Source organism: Lapidilactobacillus luobeiensis, from assembly GCF_024345205.1.
GTDB classification, from domain to species: domain Bacteria; phylum Bacillota; class Bacilli; order Lactobacillales; family Lactobacillaceae; genus Lapidilactobacillus; species Lapidilactobacillus luobeiensis.
The window spans coordinates 73,824-91,539 of the sequence record NZ_BROC01000002.1; the positions used below are offsets into that span (position 1 = coordinate 73,824).

At 49.2% G+C, this 17,716-nt stretch carries 16 protein-coding genes; 11 read left to right on the plus strand and 5 right to left on the minus strand.

What is annotated here, in order from left to right; genetic code table 11:
• Window positions 1–274: 274 nt before the first annotated feature.
• Together OCU21_RS01350 and OCU21_RS01355 are read right to left on the minus strand one after the other, a co-directional pair.
• A complete protein-coding gene (locus tag OCU21_RS01350; RefSeq protein WP_261805795.1) occupies window positions 275–1,555 on the minus strand; it encodes a replication-associated recombination protein A in 1,281 nt (426 codons plus the stop codon).
• 107 nt (window positions 1,556–1,662) lie between these two features.
• Window positions 1,663–2,130, minus strand: a complete 468-nt coding sequence (locus OCU21_RS01355) for a DUF1694 domain-containing protein (protein ID WP_261805700.1) — start codon at window positions 2,128–2,130, stop codon at window positions 1,663–1,665.
• A gap of 290 nt (window positions 2,131–2,420) precedes the next feature.
• Between OCU21_RS01355 and OCU21_RS01360 the strand changes: the two genes are divergently transcribed.
• A complete protein-coding gene (locus OCU21_RS01360) occupies window positions 2,421–3,434 on the plus strand; it encodes a LacI family DNA-binding transcriptional regulator (protein ID WP_261805701.1) in 1,014 nt (337 codons plus the stop codon).
• 21 nt (window positions 3,435–3,455) lie between these two features.
• Here OCU21_RS01360 and OCU21_RS01365 read toward each other — a convergent pair whose 3' ends face one another.
• Window positions 3,456–4,286 (minus strand): AraC family transcriptional regulator, encoded by an 831-nt coding sequence (locus OCU21_RS01365; protein ID WP_261805702.1) that lies wholly within the window; start codon window positions 4,284–4,286, stop codon window positions 3,456–3,458.
• A 143-nt stretch (window positions 4,287–4,429) separates the two neighbouring features.
• Between OCU21_RS01365 and OCU21_RS01370 the strand changes: the two genes are divergently transcribed.
• The 9 genes from OCU21_RS01370 to OCU21_RS01410 all read left to right on the plus strand — a co-directional run bounded on the left by OCU21_RS01370 (window position 4,430) and on the right by OCU21_RS01410 (window position 14,277).
• Complete coding sequence (locus OCU21_RS01370) at window positions 4,430–6,625, plus strand: alpha-galactosidase (RefSeq protein WP_261805703.1); 2,196 nt, start codon at window positions 4,430–4,432, stop codon at window positions 6,623–6,625.
• A gap of 36 nt (window positions 6,626–6,661) precedes the next feature.
• Window positions 6,662–7,924, plus strand: a complete 1,263-nt coding sequence (locus OCU21_RS01375) for an extracellular solute-binding protein (protein WP_261805704.1) — start codon at window positions 6,662–6,664, stop codon at window positions 7,922–7,924.
• Between the two features lie 11 nt (window positions 7,925–7,935).
• Complete coding sequence (locus OCU21_RS01380; RefSeq protein WP_125599133.1) at window positions 7,936–8,808, plus strand: carbohydrate ABC transporter permease; 873 nt, start codon at window positions 7,936–7,938, stop codon at window positions 8,806–8,808.
• A gap of 13 nt (window positions 8,809–8,821) precedes the next feature.
• The gene (locus tag OCU21_RS01385; protein ID WP_261805705.1) at window positions 8,822–9,655 is read left to right on the plus strand and encodes a carbohydrate ABC transporter permease; all 834 of its coding nucleotides are present in this window, start codon (window positions 8,822–8,824) and stop codon (window positions 9,653–9,655) included.
• 78 nt (window positions 9,656–9,733) lie between these two features.
• Window positions 9,734–11,176: a sucrose phosphorylase gene (gene gtfA / locus OCU21_RS01390; RefSeq protein ID WP_261805706.1), complete on the plus strand. Its 1,443-nt coding sequence runs from the start codon at window positions 9,734–9,736 to the stop codon at window positions 11,174–11,176.
• A 649-nt stretch (window positions 11,177–11,825) separates the two neighbouring features.
• The gene (locus tag OCU21_RS01395) at window positions 11,826–12,431 is read left to right on the plus strand and encodes a DUF1054 family protein (RefSeq protein ID WP_261805707.1); all 606 of its coding nucleotides are present in this window, start codon (window positions 11,826–11,828) and stop codon (window positions 12,429–12,431) included.
• A 528-nt stretch (window positions 12,432–12,959) separates the two neighbouring features.
• Window positions 12,960–13,553 carry an NAD-dependent epimerase/dehydratase family protein gene (locus tag OCU21_RS01400; RefSeq protein WP_261805708.1) on the plus strand — a complete coding sequence of 198 codons (594 nt, stop codon included), beginning with the start codon at window positions 12,960–12,962 and terminating at the stop codon, window positions 13,551–13,553.
• On the plus strand, window positions 13,537–14,004 hold the full coding sequence (locus OCU21_RS01405; RefSeq protein ID WP_261805709.1) for an RrF2 family transcriptional regulator: 468 nt from the start codon (window positions 13,537–13,539) through the stop codon (window positions 14,002–14,004). The genes OCU21_RS01400 and OCU21_RS01405 overlap by 17 nt, the downstream gene beginning before the upstream one ends.
• Window positions 14,005–14,076: 72 nt before the next feature.
• Window positions 14,077–14,277 carry a hypothetical protein gene (locus tag OCU21_RS01410; RefSeq protein ID WP_261805710.1) on the plus strand — a complete coding sequence of 67 codons (201 nt, stop codon included), beginning with the start codon at window positions 14,077–14,079 and terminating at the stop codon, window positions 14,275–14,277.
• Here OCU21_RS01410 and rpsD read toward each other — a convergent pair.
• On the minus strand, window positions 14,259–14,870 hold the full coding sequence (gene rpsD, locus OCU21_RS01415; protein WP_125599148.1) for a 30S ribosomal protein S4: 612 nt from the start codon (window positions 14,868–14,870) through the stop codon (window positions 14,259–14,261). The two genes, OCU21_RS01410 and rpsD, sit on opposite strands and share 19 nt — an antisense overlap.
• A 346-nt stretch (window positions 14,871–15,216) precedes the next feature.
• Window positions 15,217–15,687, minus strand: a complete 471-nt coding sequence (msrC, locus tag OCU21_RS01420; RefSeq protein ID WP_261805711.1) for a free L-methionine (R)-S-oxide reductase MsrC — start codon at window positions 15,685–15,687, stop codon at window positions 15,217–15,219.
• A gap of 209 nt (window positions 15,688–15,896) precedes the next feature.
• Between msrC and OCU21_RS01425 the strand changes: the two genes are divergently transcribed.
• Window positions 15,897–17,615, plus strand: a complete 1,719-nt coding sequence (locus OCU21_RS01425; RefSeq protein WP_261805712.1) for a septation ring formation regulator EzrA — start codon at window positions 15,897–15,899, stop codon at window positions 17,613–17,615.
• The last annotated feature ends 101 nt before the right edge of the window (window positions 17,616–17,716 follow it).

A 17,716-nucleotide genomic window follows, 5' to 3' on the forward strand; every position in this document is an offset into this window, starting at 1 on the left:
TGAGCTGGTCTCCAACAAAGTAAGCAATACTTTGAGAAAATCTAGTGGTGCCGGAGGCTGATTCGAATAGTTGAACCCGCTACGTGTGTAACGCGTCAGCGGCAGCACTAACAGTCAAGGCTAACCAACAAGTGGCCGGCACACCGAATAGTTATTTGCCGCTTTAATGTCTAATTACTTGATCGGTCAACATAAAGTTGAATCAATCGAACACCTTAGAAATTCCATAATTAAGACTACCATGTTTAAGCGGTAAATGCAATTAGAAAGCGGTTCATTTTTTAGGCTTGATTGCATGCAAGACTTGCTGTTGCGCCTTTCGCAGACGATAATATTGCTCGCCCAGCGCCGTTTCGATCTTGCCGTTCGCTTTGGGTCGATAATACTGATCGTTGACTAAAGTGTCGGGTAGATATTGTTGGGGCAACCAATCATTTGGTGCGTCATGAGGGTACTGGTAGCCATCACCATGGCCCAACTTTTTGGCGCCGGCATAATGAGCGTCTTGTAAATGACGGGGGACCTGACCGCCTTTACCTGCGGCGATATCAGCCATCGCCGCGTCGATGGCAGTGATCCCGGAATTTGATTTCGGTGAAAGACAGAGCTCGATCACAGCATCCGCCAGTGGGATCCGGGCCTCAGGCAGACCTAGGCGTTCGGCGGCTTGACAAGCGGTGACCGTTCGTGCCGCCGCGCCAGGATTAGCAAGCCCGATATCTTCATAAGCGATCACCATCAAGCGGCGCATGATGATCGGTAGATCGCCTGCGGTGACTAACCGAGCTAAATAGTGGAGCGCCGCATCGGTATCACTACCGCGGATCGATTTTTGAAAAGCGGAGATCACATCGTAATGAGCGTCACCATCTTTATCATGGGAGAAACTTTTCTTTTGGATCGATTCTTCCAAATCAGTCATTGTCAGGTCGATCACACCGGTTTTCGGATCGGCTGGCGTCGACTTGGCGGCCAATTCTAAGCCATTCAAAGCTGAGCGGAGATCGCCGTTGGTTCGTTGTGCCACAAAAGTCAAGGTGGCCTCGGAAATCTTGAGCGGCAACTCGCCCAGTCCCCGCTCCCGATCAGTTAAAGCACGTTTTAAGGCGATCTTGATGTCATCGGGGCTGAGTGGATCGACTTCGAAGATCTGACACCGACTGCGGATCGCTGGATTGATCGTCATATAAGGATTCTCGGTCGTGGCGCCGATCAAAATGATCCGGCCACTTTCAAGTTCAGGCAACAAAAAATCCTGTTTGGTTTTATCCAGACGATGGATCTCATCCAAAAGTAGGATCACGGTACCGCTCATTTTACCTTCGGCGGCAACTGCTTGGAGCTCCTTCTTGGAATCGGTCGCCGCATTGAGTTTACGAAAAGCGTATTTGGTGCTGCCGGCGATCGCGCTGGCGATGCTGGTCTTGCCTGTTCCCGGTGGACCATAAAGGATCATGGAGCTTAATTGTTTACTGACGACCATTCGGGCAATGATCTTGCCTGGAGCCACCAGATGTTGCTGACCGACGACTTCGCTAAGATCACGAGGTCGCATTCGCCAGGCTAGGGGCTGTTGCGCCACGTTCTCGCCTCCTTGCTAAAATACCGTGTCACAAAATTGTAACTACTTTGAAAATGACCAGTGTTAACTGCTGGTCCTGTTTAAAAAAGGCGCTTGAAAAAACCAGATTTTTTCGTTGGTTTTGCTGGCTTGGGTGTTGGGGTGAACGGCTTTAATGGGTAAAGCGCTAGGATATCAACCGTTTCGCGATTGACTGCGGACCTAGTCACAAGTAAGACAGCTTCACTTTTCTCATCGGCAGGGGTCTCCGGTTTATTGACCAAGGTAAAAGGGAAATTCGCGATGGCCAGCTCTTTCAGATAAGGACCGACCAATTGATGATCTAGTTTGCCATTGACCAATGCGCTAGTGTCCTCATCGGCAAAATCAGCCAAATGTGTTTGAAAGAGTTTCAAAGTGCGTTCATCTGATAGATCACTGGCTTTGATCTCGAGCAGAACACGTTCGCGCAAAGAACCCATATATTGACGCCGTTGATCTGGCAAAGTTTGCGGCGTCCCGTAGATCGCGTCACTGAGACGCTGATTGACATCTTGACTCTCACTCATCGAATGACCTCACAATCAAAAAAGTTCACGTTAAATACTTGCTTTCTAGTATACCATGTTTCAATAGTTTGCTGACAGCAGGACCTATCTGTTTTACGAGAGCACGAATGAAAATCTGCCGGGGTTTTAATGAAATAAGGATAGGCACCACTGTGAAAACGCTTAAAATAATCGTTGACAAGGAGCAAACAGCGTGATACGCTTTTTACGTAAACGTTTACCTTAATTGTTTTAAAAACCATTAGGATAGGCAAGCATGTTAACGAAAACAATTACGTGGAGGTGATAATTTGCGCGCAACGATCAAAGATGTTGCCCGGATCAGTGGCGTTTCTACCGCTACGGTCTCGCGTGTACTTAACCAATTGGGCGGCTATGGGCCTGAGGTCGCGACAAAAGTTTTGGCCGTGGCTAAAGCAATCGGTTATCGTCGCAATGACAGCGCGGTGAGCTTAGTCAAACAAGCGACCCGAACGATCGGGATCGTCATGCCGACAGTGACAACATCTTTTTATGCCCAAATCATCAATGGTATTGAAGATAGCGCCTATCAGGCTGGTTATAGTGTGATCTTGACCCACGCAGGGAGCAGTAATATTCGGTTATTGGAAAGTCTGAATTTTATGGTCGAACGGCGTGTTGAAGGTATTATCGGGGTCTCGATCAATTTAAATCAAACTGACTTGACCCAGATCAAGGCTTTGGCCGTGCCATTATTACTGTTGTCTGCACAAGCTCCTGACGATCAGCTCCCTTATGTTAAGGTCGATGACTATCAGGCCGCCTATGCCGCCACTCGCTTTTTGATCAAGCAAGGTCATCAACGGATTGCCTTGGCCGGTGTCGATCCTAGTGATCTCGTCGCCGGGCAACCGCGGATCGCCGGTTATGAAGCGGCGCTCACGGCAGCGCAGTTGCGACCAGATCGAAATTTGATTTTTACAGGGGACTATACCTTTGCGGCCGGTCAGCAGGCGATGCAGGCGATCATTGCGAGACCTGAAGTGGCCCCGACTGCAGTTTTCGCGGTCAGTGACGAAACCGCTTTAGGCGTGATCTCCATCTGCTATCAGGCCGGGATCGAGATCCCCCGTGAGCTGTCTGTTCTTGGCTACGACAATTCCGCGATCGCGGCGATGGCTACGCCGGCATTGAGCACTGTGGCGCAACCTTTCTATCAAATGGGTCAGATCGCCGCGCAAAAAATGATCACCAGTCTGCAGACTAAAACGGTGATCACATCCGAGTTGGTGCCTTTTAAATTGATCCAACGAGGCACGGTCGCCGTGCCACGATCTAACTGATTTGCGCGCGGTCCAGTTACCTCAGGTTTGTCGTTGCTGCCGGAATTTTTGGGGACTGAGCCCAGTCGCCCGTTTAAAGGCGCGGGAAAAAACGAATTGATCTTTATAACCCACTGCCTCAGCAATCAAGGCTAAGGAATAGTCGCTTGTCAATAATAGGTTCTTGGCCGCGTTGGTCCGCGCTTGCACCAGATATTGCTGCGGACTGAGTGTCAAATATTGTTGAAAAAGCGTGTACAAATAGCTACGGGATAGGTGTAGCGCGTTGCAAACATCGGTGATATTGTAGCCTTGAGCCAAATTTTGGTCGATGTAGTCCCGGGCCGCGCCAAATTTCAGCCAAGCGGTGGTTTTCAGCGCCGCCTGTTTGCTAGGAAAGTCGGTCAACAAGTCAGAAAAAGTTTGGAACATCAAACTTTCGGCGGCCAAACGATTTTTCAAAGATTGGGGCTGATGTAAAGTCGCAAAAAGGGCGTTCAATGATTTTTGAAAGTTAGTTGTTTGCGTTTGGCGCAGGTAATAACGGTCAGCCAAACCGCTTTGGCTGAAGATCTCGGCCACATTGACGCCAGAGAAACCGATCCAGAAATAGTGCCAGGGGTCCTCCGGGGCGGCCTGATAAAAACAAGGGATCTTTTGCGGAAGTAAGAAAATATCGCCAGCCTGTAACTTGACAGTCCGCTGACCGGCGCTGGCAAATTGGCCACTACCAGACAAGACATAGTGTAAAACAAAATCCTGACGGATATTATTACCAGAATAAGCGTAATTCGGCAAAGTTTGCTCTTGCCCATAAAAGTCGATATTGCAGGTAAAATGTTCAAGATTTATTTGACGATAATCAATGTTCATCACGTTTTAGCTCCAATCCATGGCAAAATGTCTTGTCTACATTATGCCATATTTTCAGCAAGAATTGCTATGGGTCTGACCAAGGAAAGATGTTATCTTTAAGCCAATGAATGAAACGCTTACAGCTATTTTGGAGGATAAACATGAACGATTTGATCGAGTTTGATGAGACGCAGGGTCTGTTCCACTTACACAATCAACAAATTTCGTACTTAATGGCAATCGAGGATTTTGGCCTCCTCAGTCATTTATACTTTGGTCCGGCAGTGGCCCAGTATCATGGTCAACGCCGTTATCCCCGCCGCGATCGCGGCTTTTCCGGGAATTTACCTGGCGCAGAAGATCGGCGCTTTTCCCCAGATACCTTGCCCCAAGAATTCAGTAGTAGTGGTGCTGGTGATTATCGAATCCCCGCCGCAGAGATCTACCAAGCCAATGGCAGTAAGGCGACGGACTTTGTTTATCAAGGGTATCAGATCCTGGCGGGGAAACCGCAATTAGCCGGCTTGCCCGCGACCTTTGTTCAGGATCAGGCTGAGGCGGCAACTTTGGTGATCACCTTGGTGGATTCGGCCAGTCAGGTGGCCTTAGATCTAAGTTACACGATTTATCGACAGCGACCGATCATTACTCGTGCGGTCTTGGTGCGCAACCAAGGTCAAACGCCTGTCCGTCTGAACAAAATCGCTTCGGTTCAATTGGATTTTCCGGCGACTGATCTCGAAGTGATCTCCTTGCCTGGCGCCCATGTTCGGGAACGGCAAGTCCAACGGGAGAAAATCGGCTACGGCGTGAAAAGTTTTGCCAGTCGTCGGGGCGCTACCAGTCATCAGATGAGTAACTTCATTAGTTTGGTCACACCGGCAACGACGGAAAATCAAGGCGCGGCTTATGGTATCGAGTTGGTTTATTCTGGTAATCACGCCTTAGAATTGGAACAAGATCAGTTGGGCCAATTGCGGTTGGTGGCCGGGATCAATCAGGCTGACTTCTCATGGCAATTGGCGCCACTTGAGCAGTTTCAGACCCCAGAAGTGATCCTCGCCTACAGTGATCAAGGTCTCAATGGCTTGAGTCAAGCTTATCATCATCTGCTCAAGGAGCGATTGGTGCGCAGCCCTTGGCAGAATCGACCGCGGCCGATCCTAGTCAACAATTGGGAAGCGACTTACTTCGATTTCGATGAAGCGAAATTGCGGCCGATCGTGGATCAAGCCGCCGAATTAGGCTTAGAAATGTTCGTGCTCGATGACGGTTGGTTTGGTCATCGCGATAACGATCGCTCCTCGTTAGGCGATTGGGTCGTGGACCAACGCAAATTTCCCCAAGGGCTGACTCATTTCACTAACTATGTTCATCAAAAGGGCTTGAAATTCGGCCTGTGGTTTGAACCTGAGATGATCTCGCGGGATTCGGCGCTGTACCACGCCCATCCAGATTATCTGTTGGCCGCACCGGATCGCCAACCAGCGCCAAGTCGCGATCAATTCGTCCTAGACTTGGGCCGGGCGGAAGTTCGCGAGAATATCTACCAACAAATGGCGGCGATTTTGGCAACGGGACAGATCGACTATGTGAAATGGGATATGAATCGTCATTTCGCCGATCTGTTCTCCGACGCCTTACCAGCGGATCGTCAAGGTGAGGTCAGTCATCGCTACATGTTGGGCCTGTATGCCTTACTGGAACGATTGACTCAGAATTTTCCCCAGATCCTGTGGGAAGGCTGTTCTGGCGGTGGCGGCCGCTTTGATGCCGGCATGGCCTATTACATGCCGCAGATCTGGACCAGCGATAATACTGACTCGGTGGCGCGGTTGGCGATCCAGTGGGGCACGTCGCTGGTTTATCCGCCGTCCCTGATGACCGCCCATGTTTCCGCCGTCCCTAATCATCAAACCGGACGCACGACCTCAATGGCGCTGCGTGGCGATGTGGCGATGAGTGGGATGTTCGGCTATGAATTGGATCTGACCAAATTGACGCCGGCCGAGAAGCAGGCAGTCAAAGTGCAGATCGCCACGGATCAACAATACCGTGCTTTGGTGCAACAAGGTGATTTTTATCGGCTGAGCGCACCTGAAACGCCAGCGGGTTGCGCCTGGTCCTTTGTGGCGGCGGATCGCTCGGAAATGTTGGCCTTTGCGTTCAGCGAGTTGAGTCAGGCCCAACCAGCCTTTCAGTTGATCAAGTTTGTGGGCCTGGATCCACAGCGCCAGTATCAAGATCAAGCGACGCGGCAAGTCTATGGCGGCGACGAGCTGATGAATTTAGGCTTGTACCGCCCAGTGGCCAGCGGTGATTTTCAGTCGTGGCGTTATCATTTTCGGGCACTTTAGTAGGATTTTTAGCGGAGTTAGGAGAGGTGATCCCAGATGAAATGGGTCAAAAAAATTGGTTTAGGCCTAGTATTGAGCGCAAGTTTAGCTTTGGTCGGTTGTGGTCAGCAGAATCAAACCAGCCAAAATGGGGTTGAAACCATCGAGTATTTCAACCAGAAAAAGGAAATGTCCAAAACGCTGAAAGAAATCGCGGCGGATTTCGAAAAGGAAAATCCCAAGATCCATGTCAAAGTCGTGGATGTCCCTAATCCGGGAGACGTGTTGAAGACGCGGATGTTGGCTGGTGATATTCCTGATGTGGTCAATCTCTATCCCCAAAATATTGATTTTCAAGAATGGGCCAAGGCCGGCTATTTCGAAGACCTGACGCAGAAATCATATTTAAAGCGGATCAAGAATAATTACGCGGAGAAGTTCGCCATCAACGATAAGATCTACAATGTCCCATTGAGCGCCAATGTTTATGGTTTTTACTATAACAAGACTGCCTTTAAGAAGTTAGGCTTGACACCGCCAAAAACTTGGGCTGAATTCGAGCAATTGGTGTCGACGATCAAGGCCAAGAAGCAAACGGCTTTCGCGATCGCGGGGACGGAAGGCTGGACCTTGAATGGGTATCATCAGTTGGCTTTGGCCACGATCACGGGCGGCGGCAAACAGGCGAACCAGTTGCTGCGCTTCTCCAAGGTCAATGGCATCAGCGCGAAAAGTAAAGCGATGCAAGCGGACTTCAATCGGTTGGATCTCCTGCGCCGCCCTGGAGCGATGCAGAAGAACTGGCAAGGCGCCGGCTACAACGACGCGGTGGTGGCTTTCGCCAAAGGGAACGCGTTGATCATGCCGAATGGCTCCTGGGCCTTACCGGTGATCAAACAACAAGAGCCGAAATTCGAGATTGGGACCTTCGCTTTCCCCGCCGCTGAAGCGGGTAAAGAATTAACAGTCGGTTCCGCCGATCTGGCCATGTCGATCTCCGCGAAGAGCAAGCACAAGAAAGCAGCCAATAAGTTCGTCGAGTATTTCACGCGGGCAACCACGATGCAGAAGTATTACGACGTGGACGGCTCTCCGGTAGCGGTCAAAGGGGTCAAAACCAAGAAAAACGCGACGGAATTGGCTGGGTTGACGCGCTTAGCGTTTACCAAACGGCACATGGTTTGGCTGGCGCAAGATTGGACCAGTGAAAATGACTTCTTCACCGCCACGACCAATTATTTGTCCACGGGCAATAAGCAAGAGTTGGTCCGTGACTTGAACACCTTCTTCAATCCAATGAAAGCCGACGTCAAAAAATAGGGGGTAACATCATGAAATTCAAAGCGTTTTGTAGCCGTAATTGGGCCTGGCTTTTCTTGATCGTGCCAGTCCTGTTACAATTGATCTTTTTCTATTTTCCTATGTTTCAAGGTGCCTTCTACAGTCTGACGAACTGGACTGGGCTGACGTACAACTTTGATTTTATCGGGCTCAACAATTATCGAATCTTGATGAGTGATCCCAAGTTCATGAAGGCGATCGGATTCACCTTGATTATCACCGCCTGCATGATCGTCGGCGAGATCGGTTTGGGCATTTGGATCGCCCGGGCCCTGAATTCGAAAATCAAAGGTCGGACTTTCTTCCGAGCTTGGTTCTTCTTCCCAGCAGTCTTGTCAGGACTGATCGTGTCCTTGATCTTCAAGCAGGTCTTCAACTACGGCTTGCCGAAGCTAGGCACGATGCTGGGCATCAAGGCGCTGGAGACCAGCTTGCTAGGGACAACCACAGGCGCGGTGATCGCGGTGATCTTCGTGATGTTGTGGCAAGGTGTGGCGATGCCGATCATTATTTTCTTGGCGGGGTTACAGAGTATTCCCCAAGAAATCATCGAGGCGGCTCACATGGACGGCGCCAATAACAAGCAAGTCTTCTGGAAAATCGAATTGACTTATTTGCTGCCGAGCATTTCGATGGTCTTCATTATGGCGTTGAAAGGCGGCTTGACCGCTTTTGATCAGATCTTTGCCTTGACTGGCGGCGGTCCTAGCGATGCTACGACTTCACTGGGTTTGTTGGTTTACAACTACGCCTTCAAAAACAACCAATATGGTTACGCCAACGCGATTTCCTTAGTGCTGTTCGTTTTGATCGGGATCGTGTCCTTGGTTCAAATCAGACTATCGCGGAAATATGAGATTTAAGGAGGGATCCACCATGAAAGAGACAAAACAAAAAGATAATATCGGCAAGTACGTGCTCCTGATCGCAGGTGCGATCCTGATCCTGATTCCCTTATTGGTCACGATCTTCAGCTCTTTCAAGAAAACCAAAGACATCATGGAGAATTTCTTCGGCTTTCCTAATCCCGGCACTTGGGACAACTATGCCCGGCTGTTAAGCGATGGCATCGGTCGTTATTTCTGGAACTCCACGGTGATCACCGTGCTGTCCGTGTTGGTGGTCATGGCTTTTGTTCCAATGGCGGCCTTCGCCTTAGCCCGGAAAATGAGCCGTTCCAAGGCTTTCAGTTTTATGTATTTATTCTTGATTTTAGGGATTTTCGTGCCGTTCCAAGTGATTATGATCCCGATCACGGTCATGATGAACAAATTAGGTCTCGCCAACATGTGGGGCTTGATCATCTTGTATTTGACCTATGCGATCCCGCAAACACTGTTCCTGTACGTTGGCTTCATCAAAATGAACGTCCCTGTTAGTCTGGACGAGGCGGCGGAATTAGATGGCGCTGGCAAATTCACCACTTACTTCAAAATCGTTTTCCCAATGTTGAAACCAATGCATGCCACGACGTTGATCATCAACGCATTGTGGTTCTGGAACGATTTCATGTTGCCGTTACTGATTCTGAACAAGGATTCCAAAGTATGGACCTTGCCCTTGTTCCAGTACAACTACACCGGCCAGTATTTCAACGATTACGGACCAAGTTTCGCGTCGTATGTTGTCGGGATCATCACGATCACGATCGTTTATCTGGTTTTCCAAAAGAACATTATTTCCGGGATGAGCAATGGCGCGGTCAAATAACGACCAGCCAGTTGATGCGGTCAGCCACTTACTCGTCGATCGGGTTGCAACGCAGGCAGGCCAACAAGGAGGCCAACAATGAAGTTGAAAAATCAAGTGATGTTGATTACTTATGGTGACAGTCTTGGGAGCGATATCGCTGCTGTTCACCGAAATTTGAACCAATATTTCCAAGCGGCGATCGGAAACGTGCATCTGTTGCCTTATTTTCCTTCGACAGGTGATCGGGGCTTTGCGCCTAGCGATTACCGCCAAGTCGATCCCCAGTTGGGCGATTGGCCAGCCGTGACTGCTTTGGCGGCGGACTATCCGTTGATGAGCGACTTCATGATCAATCACTTATCCCGCCAGTCCCCGCAATTTCAAGATTTTCAACAAAAGGGGGCGGCCAGCGCTTATCGGGATTTGTTCTTGCGTTGGGATCGCTTTTGGCCGGTGGGCCGCCCGACTGAGGCTGATGTGGCCTTGATCTATAAACGGAAAGATCGGGCGCCAGAACAAACGATCACCTTTCAAGATGGCACTACGGCGGCGATCTGGAACACGTTTGGTCCGGAACAGCTGGACTTGGATGTGCGGCAACCAGTGACCATGGACTTCATTCGAACGACGCTAACTGAATTGATCCAGCGTGGCTCGGGCATGATCCGGTTAGACGCGTTCGCGTATGCCATCAAGAAATTGGATAGCAATGACTTCTTCGTGGAGCCTGAGATCTGGATGCTTTTGGCTGAGGTTGCCGCGATTGCCCGGGAACAAGGCGCGGAACTGTTGCCCGAGATCCACGAACATTATTCGATCCAACGTAAATTGACGGACCATGGTTATTGGACGTATGACTTCGCCTTGCCAATGGTGGTGCTCCACGCGTTGTATAGCGGCACGACCACGCGCTTGGCCGCTTGGCTGGCTGCCAGTCCCATGCGGCAGTTCACGACTTTGGATACCCATGATGGGATTGGCGTTGTGGATGTTCGCGATATTTTGACCCCGGCAGAGATCGATTTCACCGTGGCTGAATTGTATAAGGTTGGCGCCAATGTGAAACGGAAATATTCCAGCGCCGCCTATCACAATTTGGATATTTACCAATTGAATACTACTTATTATTCCGCGTTAGGCGATGATGATCGTCGCTACTTCCTGAGCCGCTTGCTGCAAATGTTCGCGCCCGGGATCCCGCAGGTTTATTATGTCGGTCTTCTGGCCGGGAAAAATGATTTGGCCTTGTTGGAGGCGACCAAAGAGGGCCGCAATATCAATCGCCATTATTATACGGATGCGGAAATTGCCACTGAGGTCCAACGCCCAGTGGTCCAGGCGCTCTTGGCTCTCTTTGCTTTCCGCAATCAAAGCCCGGCTTTTGATTTAGCGGGGACGATCACGGTAACCACGCCGACACCGCAAAGCATTGTGATCACCCGGGAAAATCAAGCCGGGACAGTGCAAGCGCAATTGACCGCTGATTTACAGCGGCTGACTTATTCGGTAACTGAAAATGGTCAAGCTGTGACCTTTTAAAAAGGTGTGGGCGTTGGTGGTTGGCAGATGTGGTGGGGCTCCAGGTCGGGCTGGGGTGGTGGAACGCATAGCTTGACTGCGTCTTGCACTGCGCGCTGCGGGGTGAGCTCGCTGTGGGCGCTGTTTTGAGCCAATCCGCAAAGTGCGCGGCTTGTCTCAAAATCAGGCCTTGTCCTAAGCGGTAAACCGCCAAAACGCGTTCCACACAACTGCTTTTTGCGCCGATACGCAATTTCACTGGATTGATGCAATCAATCCAGTGAAATTGCTAGTCGTGCTCAAAAGCAACTCGTTGTGTTCCACGCTCTCATTTAATTTCACGGCGATCTCACCCCGCAGCGCTCCGTTCCAGCCGCTCAACGTTATATCTCATTCCCAGTTTCGGTAACAAATAGTTATCAAATTATGAGTGCCCTGATCAAAACGAGTTCGTCCGTCGAGGAAGTTGTCAGACGGCGGGAGCGTTGTTTGGTCAGGACACTTTTTGTGGATTCTTGACTAACTGATTTCCTTGGGTAAGGAATTGGGAGCGGCGGCTTTGCCCAATACTTGGCTGAGACCTGGGGGGCAAGTCTGCGCGACCTAGTTAATTTGTTGGCGACATTGGCTATCGTGGTACACTAGAGGGAACAAGAATAGGAGTGGGGAAATGTTATCACGCGCAAGTTTTACTGTTTTTGAGGAGCCGACGCTATCGGGACGTTTGCAACGGATCCGTGCCGAGGTCGACCCTGATTTTGAAACGCTGGGTGGCTTGATCTTACAGCAAATGCAGCCGCAAGTCGCCGCGCCGCTTTATTTACACGTGGCCAAGCATTTGCGGCGCCACAAGAATCCGCCGGTGGACACTTGGTTGGCCATCAGTACCTATCAGCGCGGTTACAAAATGTTGCCCCATTTCGAGGTGGGCTTGTGGGCTGATCGGTTGTTTGTGACGTTAGATCTTCTGGCGGACATGCAGCAACGCGCCGCGCGGGCAGAGTGGCTTGTGGCCCACCAAACGCAATTAGCTGGATTGGCCGTGCCGCAGATCAGCACGGATCATACCAGTCCTAACGCGCAGCCTTTGACCACAGCGACTTTGCAAGCCGCGCTGGACCGTTATCAGCAGGTCAAAAGTGGCGAGTTCATTCTGGGCAGTTGGGTCTTAGCAGCCGATCCACGTTTCACCGAACCTGAGCGGATCCAACAATTGATTTTGGCCCAGATCCAGGCCTTGACGCCGTTGTATCGGGAATTGATGGCGTTGGACTGATTTCATGATTTCGCGATCTCAAGGTGACGAGATGCCAGTAATAGTTCGGTAAGAATTTAGCACTCAGTCAACAATAATAGCGCAGGTTACGTTGACTTGATTAAGGCTTTTCTGACGGCTCCATCACTAAGATTGACAATAAATAAGCCAACCGCAACGCAAATCGTTGAAGTTGGCTTATTTGAGTTACTGAGCGGCAAAACTCGGTCTTTGATAATCTGCGCCTACTCATCAAGGCCTATCAACTTTTTTACATCGAGGCGAGTGTGGCGCACCGTGTTTTGATTGTGGTCAGCGCCATCAAGATAATCTTTCAAAATCACCGCGCAAGTAAAACTGGCGCGTCACGGCGGAGTATCCGTGGCTGAACTTGATAGTACGACCTCACGATGGCTCCTGCTAAAATTTGCTGATAACTAGGCGAGTACAAAATTTTGTTGTCGCTGTTAGAAAACTGTTGACAAATTTCATATCCGTGGTTATTCTATATCCATAGATAAACGACATCCACGATACGAGGCGAAACGGATGAATAAGCAAATTGTTTTATTTGGTGGTAACGGCTATTTGGGGCGGGAGTTGACCCGTCAATGGCATCAAGCTGACCCCACGGCCGAGTTTTGGATTCTTTCCCGTTCTGGGAGAAATTCAGTCACATTGGCGAATTGTCATAATATCGCGGTCGACGTGACTGATCTGGCCGCGGTTTTGGCGGCGGTTCCCCACCAAATCGATTATGTCGTCGATTTGGTGGGCCGCCCGGAAAAAGATCCGCAATTATCCGCGCGAATCAACGACGCGCCGGCGCGGACAATGCGCCAGCTGGCAGAACAACGTCATGCCCAAGCGATGGGCTTCATTGGTGGTCGGTTAGGCTCGGCCGCTTTCTTGGCTACCAAGCAGCGCCTGATCACAGAACTCAAGACCAGCTCAGTGCCCTTGGCGGTGGTGGCGCCAACGATCGTTTACGGCGCGGATCGTCACGACAAACTGGCGAAAATGATCCCGCTGTTACGTTTTTGTGGGCTGTTCGTGCCGAAAATGAAACCTGTCCGGATCGAAACAGTCATCACCGCGTTACGACAGGGTTTACAGGAGGCCGCCAGTGAAAATCAAGCGTAGTGTGGAGCAGGGGATTTATGTTCTCCTGATGTTGGCGCTTCAACAAGACCATCGCCCCTTGAAAAGTAGCGTGATCAGTCAGCGTTTAGAGGTCTCCGATTCTTATTTAAAGAAAATATTGCGCAAATTAGTTGTCGCTGACTTGATCGTTTCCAGCGCCAGTAAGGACGGTGGTTTTGCTCTTAAGCGTTCGATCGCGACCATTAGTTTATTAGATGTTTGCGAGGCGATCGATCAAACGGATCAATTGGAATTGCCTAACTTGGATTTAGCGGCGCGCTTATTTCCCGGCGATCGGACGCATCTCGCCCAAAGTCAGGAAGTGGCTACCCAGGCTTTTCAACGCGCGCAAGCTGCATTTAACGCGGAACTGGGGCAGTTGCCCCTCAGCCGTCTGTTGGAGAAGGGAAGCTACCAGCACGGCCTGATCGATTGGGAGCAACAGCACTAAAACGGCCAGTCAACCCTAATCAATGTTCTCACTTGACCGAGGTATTGCGAAAATGGCATGTGGTTGCTACCAATGAAAAACCGGGAATCTCCGCTGGGGATTTTCGGTTTTTTACTGCCCAAATTTACTGCAAAAAAAACACGCCCAGAATTGGGCGTGCAATGGACTTGTGCGACGAATCAACAGTTTTACACCGCTGCCGGTCTGAGCAAGTTCGATAAACATTGCGGTAACAATGTTCGTGAGACTGAATATTACAGTTTTTGGTTGTAGAATTCAACGACTAATGATTCGTCGATTTCTGGTTCCAGTTCTTCACGTTCTGGATCACGAACCAATTTACCAGTTAAGGTATTATCATCGAAAGTAACGAAGGCAGGGCGGCCAACCGCGTTTTCCAAAGCGCTCTTAACGATGACCAAGTTACGTGAACGTTCGCGTAATGAGATCTCTTGACCAACAGCAACTTCGTATGAAGGGATATCCACACGTTTGCCGTCAACCGTGATATGACCATGGGCAACTAACTGACGTGCTTGGGCACGAGTCGTTGCTAAGCCAAGACGGTAAACCATGTTGTCCAAACGACGTTCCAGTAAGATCATGAAGTTAACACCGTGCTTACCTTCTTTGATCTTGCCGGCGCGAACGAACAAGTTACGGAATTGGCGTTCGTTCAAACCGTACATCATGCGTAATTTTTGCTTTTCACGCATTTGCGTACCGTATTCAGATAACTTGCGGCGGTTGTTAGGGCCGTGTTCGCCAGGAGCGTAAGGGCGGCGTGCTAATTCCTTGCCAGTGCCGGAAAGGGAGATCCCTAAGCGACGAGAAACTTTCCATGATGGGCCTGTATATCGAGACATAAAAAATCCTCCAAATGTTTTTTTGGAGTAAAATATACGATCAAGGTTTAACATTCGTGCATTTACCATTGCAATCTTCGCCACGTGCAGCCGCGGGTTACACAATTGAACTGTAAAACGTTGGTAAATGTTGACGAGCTTGCCGCCTTGTGCTGCATATTTTACACACTCAGATAGTCTAGCAATTAGTTGGGGTAAAGTCAAGTGAAAAATGGGCGCAACTTTGACCACGAAATAGGGAAACCAAGGGTAGCAGCGGTGCATTTTCTTGGTGGTATCGGTCAAAAGACGTTGTGGAGACGTATCAAAAGGAAAAAGGGCGCACACCGAGTTGAATCGGTCTGGATCAGTTAAGTGGGGTCAATTTATTCGCGATCAATTGAAGCAATCGTTCTAGGATCGCTTGATCGGCCCTACTAAAGCGGGCTAGTTTAGGCGAATCCAGATCCAAGACACCTGCGGGTTCACCGGCGATCGCGAAGGGGAGCACCATTTCTGAATTTGTTGCGCTATCACAGGCAATGTGTCCCGCGAAAGCGTGGACATCATCGATCCGTTGTGCAGTTTGTTGAGCGAATGCAGTGCCGCAGACACCGGTACCACTGGCGATCAGTGCGCATGCGATCTTGCCTTGAAAGGGGCCAACTGTCAATTGTTGGCGTTGACGGTCCCACAAATAAAAGCCAGCCCAATTCAAGTCAGGGACCATTTCCATGATAAAAGCGCTGGAATTGGCAAGGATCGAGATAGGGTCACTGGTCGCGTATTCCGCATCGGCGAATAGAGCTTGATATTGGGCTAATAATAAATCAGACATGATTTCCTCCAGAAAGCAGTCGCCAACGAAATGCGCGTTTTTTTGACAAGTTTGTTGGTTCCTGAGTTTTATCCATTAAAAAATTAAATAAATTCCAATTTTAAGACAGTTCGATGTTGGACTACGGGCTAAATCTGCTATAATTTAATAAGATTGTAACGAATTCAGAAAACGGATGCAAGCCGATTCGTCATAGGGGTGTAAATATCGTGCAAAAGTGGTTTTTAATCGTACTCGCCATTCTTATCGTTATTCTTGTCTTGATCCTTCTGGCAGCACTGAAGCGGGGCCGCAATGATAAGCGCTTAGGTAAAGTGAATGATAGTTTTGAACAAATGACCAACCGACCGATCTATAAGACGATCGATCAGCTGGAAGATCTGGCGTTATCTGGATCAAGTCAGGCTTCTTTGGAGCAGTGGCATCAGCAATATTATCATTTATTAAATGATGTCTACGCGGCTTTATATCAAAATATGTTTGACGCCGATGCCGCTAATCAGAAATTTGCGGTCATTTCCGCGAGTAAAAAGATCCAAACGGCCGAGGAACAACTGGAATCCGCGCAAGTAGCAACTGATGAGGTCGCGACGGCTTTAGCGCAATTACTGAATAGCGATGAGCAGAATCAAGCGCTGACTAAGGATCTTTTAGCCTCATACCGCAAGATCCGCAAGTTACTGTTGACAAAATCTTTTGAATTTGGACCGGCCGTTGATCAATTAGAGAATCACTTGGCTGATTTTGACACCCGGTTCGATCAGATCAAGGCGTTATCTAAGCAAGGCGATCATCTTAAAGCGGAAGAGGAATTAAAGGATGCGCAGGATCGATTGCAGGTGATCCAAGATCAAATGAAGCGGATCCCGCCGCGTTATACTGAACTGGCAACAGAATTCCCTGATCAATTGAAGGAGATCGATTCGGTTTATCAAGAGATGACGGCCGACCACTATTGTTTCCCTGAGCCAAATATCGGCGACACGCTGATCATTTTACGGCAGCGATTACAGCAGATCAATGAACAGCTGGCGCAACTCCAGATCGGGACGGTGGAAGAACGGAATCAAGAAGTGAGCCAACAGATCGACGAACTTTATCAACGTTTGGAAGATGAATTGAAGGCACGGCAGCAAGTAGCACCATTGCAAAAAACAACCTTGGAATTTCTCAATCATGCCAGCGCTCAGACGACTAAATTGATCGATTCTTTGAATCATCTTAATCAAAGCTATGTACTGATGCACCACGAATTGGAAGATGCGCAGGCGATGCAAGCAGCAATCCAGAAGATGCAGCGTCAGTATGATGCGCAAGTTTTAGCGATCGCTGAGAAAAAAGTGATCGCCACTAAAGCAGTCGCGTTGTTTAAAGAAACCAATCAACGCTTGACTGAGATCGAACAGCAACAATTCAAGATCAGTAATGATGTTTCCTCACTTTTTGAAGGTGAAAAGGTCGCCAAACAAGGGGTCCGTCAGTTTGTTTTAGATCTAAAAAGTATTCAGCGTGAGATCGAACACTTACGGCTGCCAGGACTACCACAGGATTATTTGGATTATTTCAATATGGTCAAAGAAGAGATCACCAAATTGGAGAACAATTTGAATCAAGTTCAGATCAATATTGAAGATATCACCAAACAATTGATCATGACGCAAGAGGATCTTAACAATCTTGCGCAAAAATCTAAGGACCTGCGTGATGCGGCGATCTTGACGGAACAGGCTTTGCAATATGCTAATCGTTATACTTACGCTAACCCGACTTTAGCCGACGCGGCGACGCAAGCGCGCGATGCCTATGGTCAGGAGTTTGCGTATAAGAAAGCATTGGACACGATCGCGACTGCCTTAGAGCAGATCGAGCCTGGTTCCTTTAAACGGATCGAACAGACTTATTATGCTGCTGAACCGAGCGAGTCATGACCGTTACAGAAAAATAACTTGTTTGTTGGCAAAAGCTCATTTATAATTGACACGATTATGCGTGTCAACAAGCGCGGGACACACTGAGTCACCTTTTACGT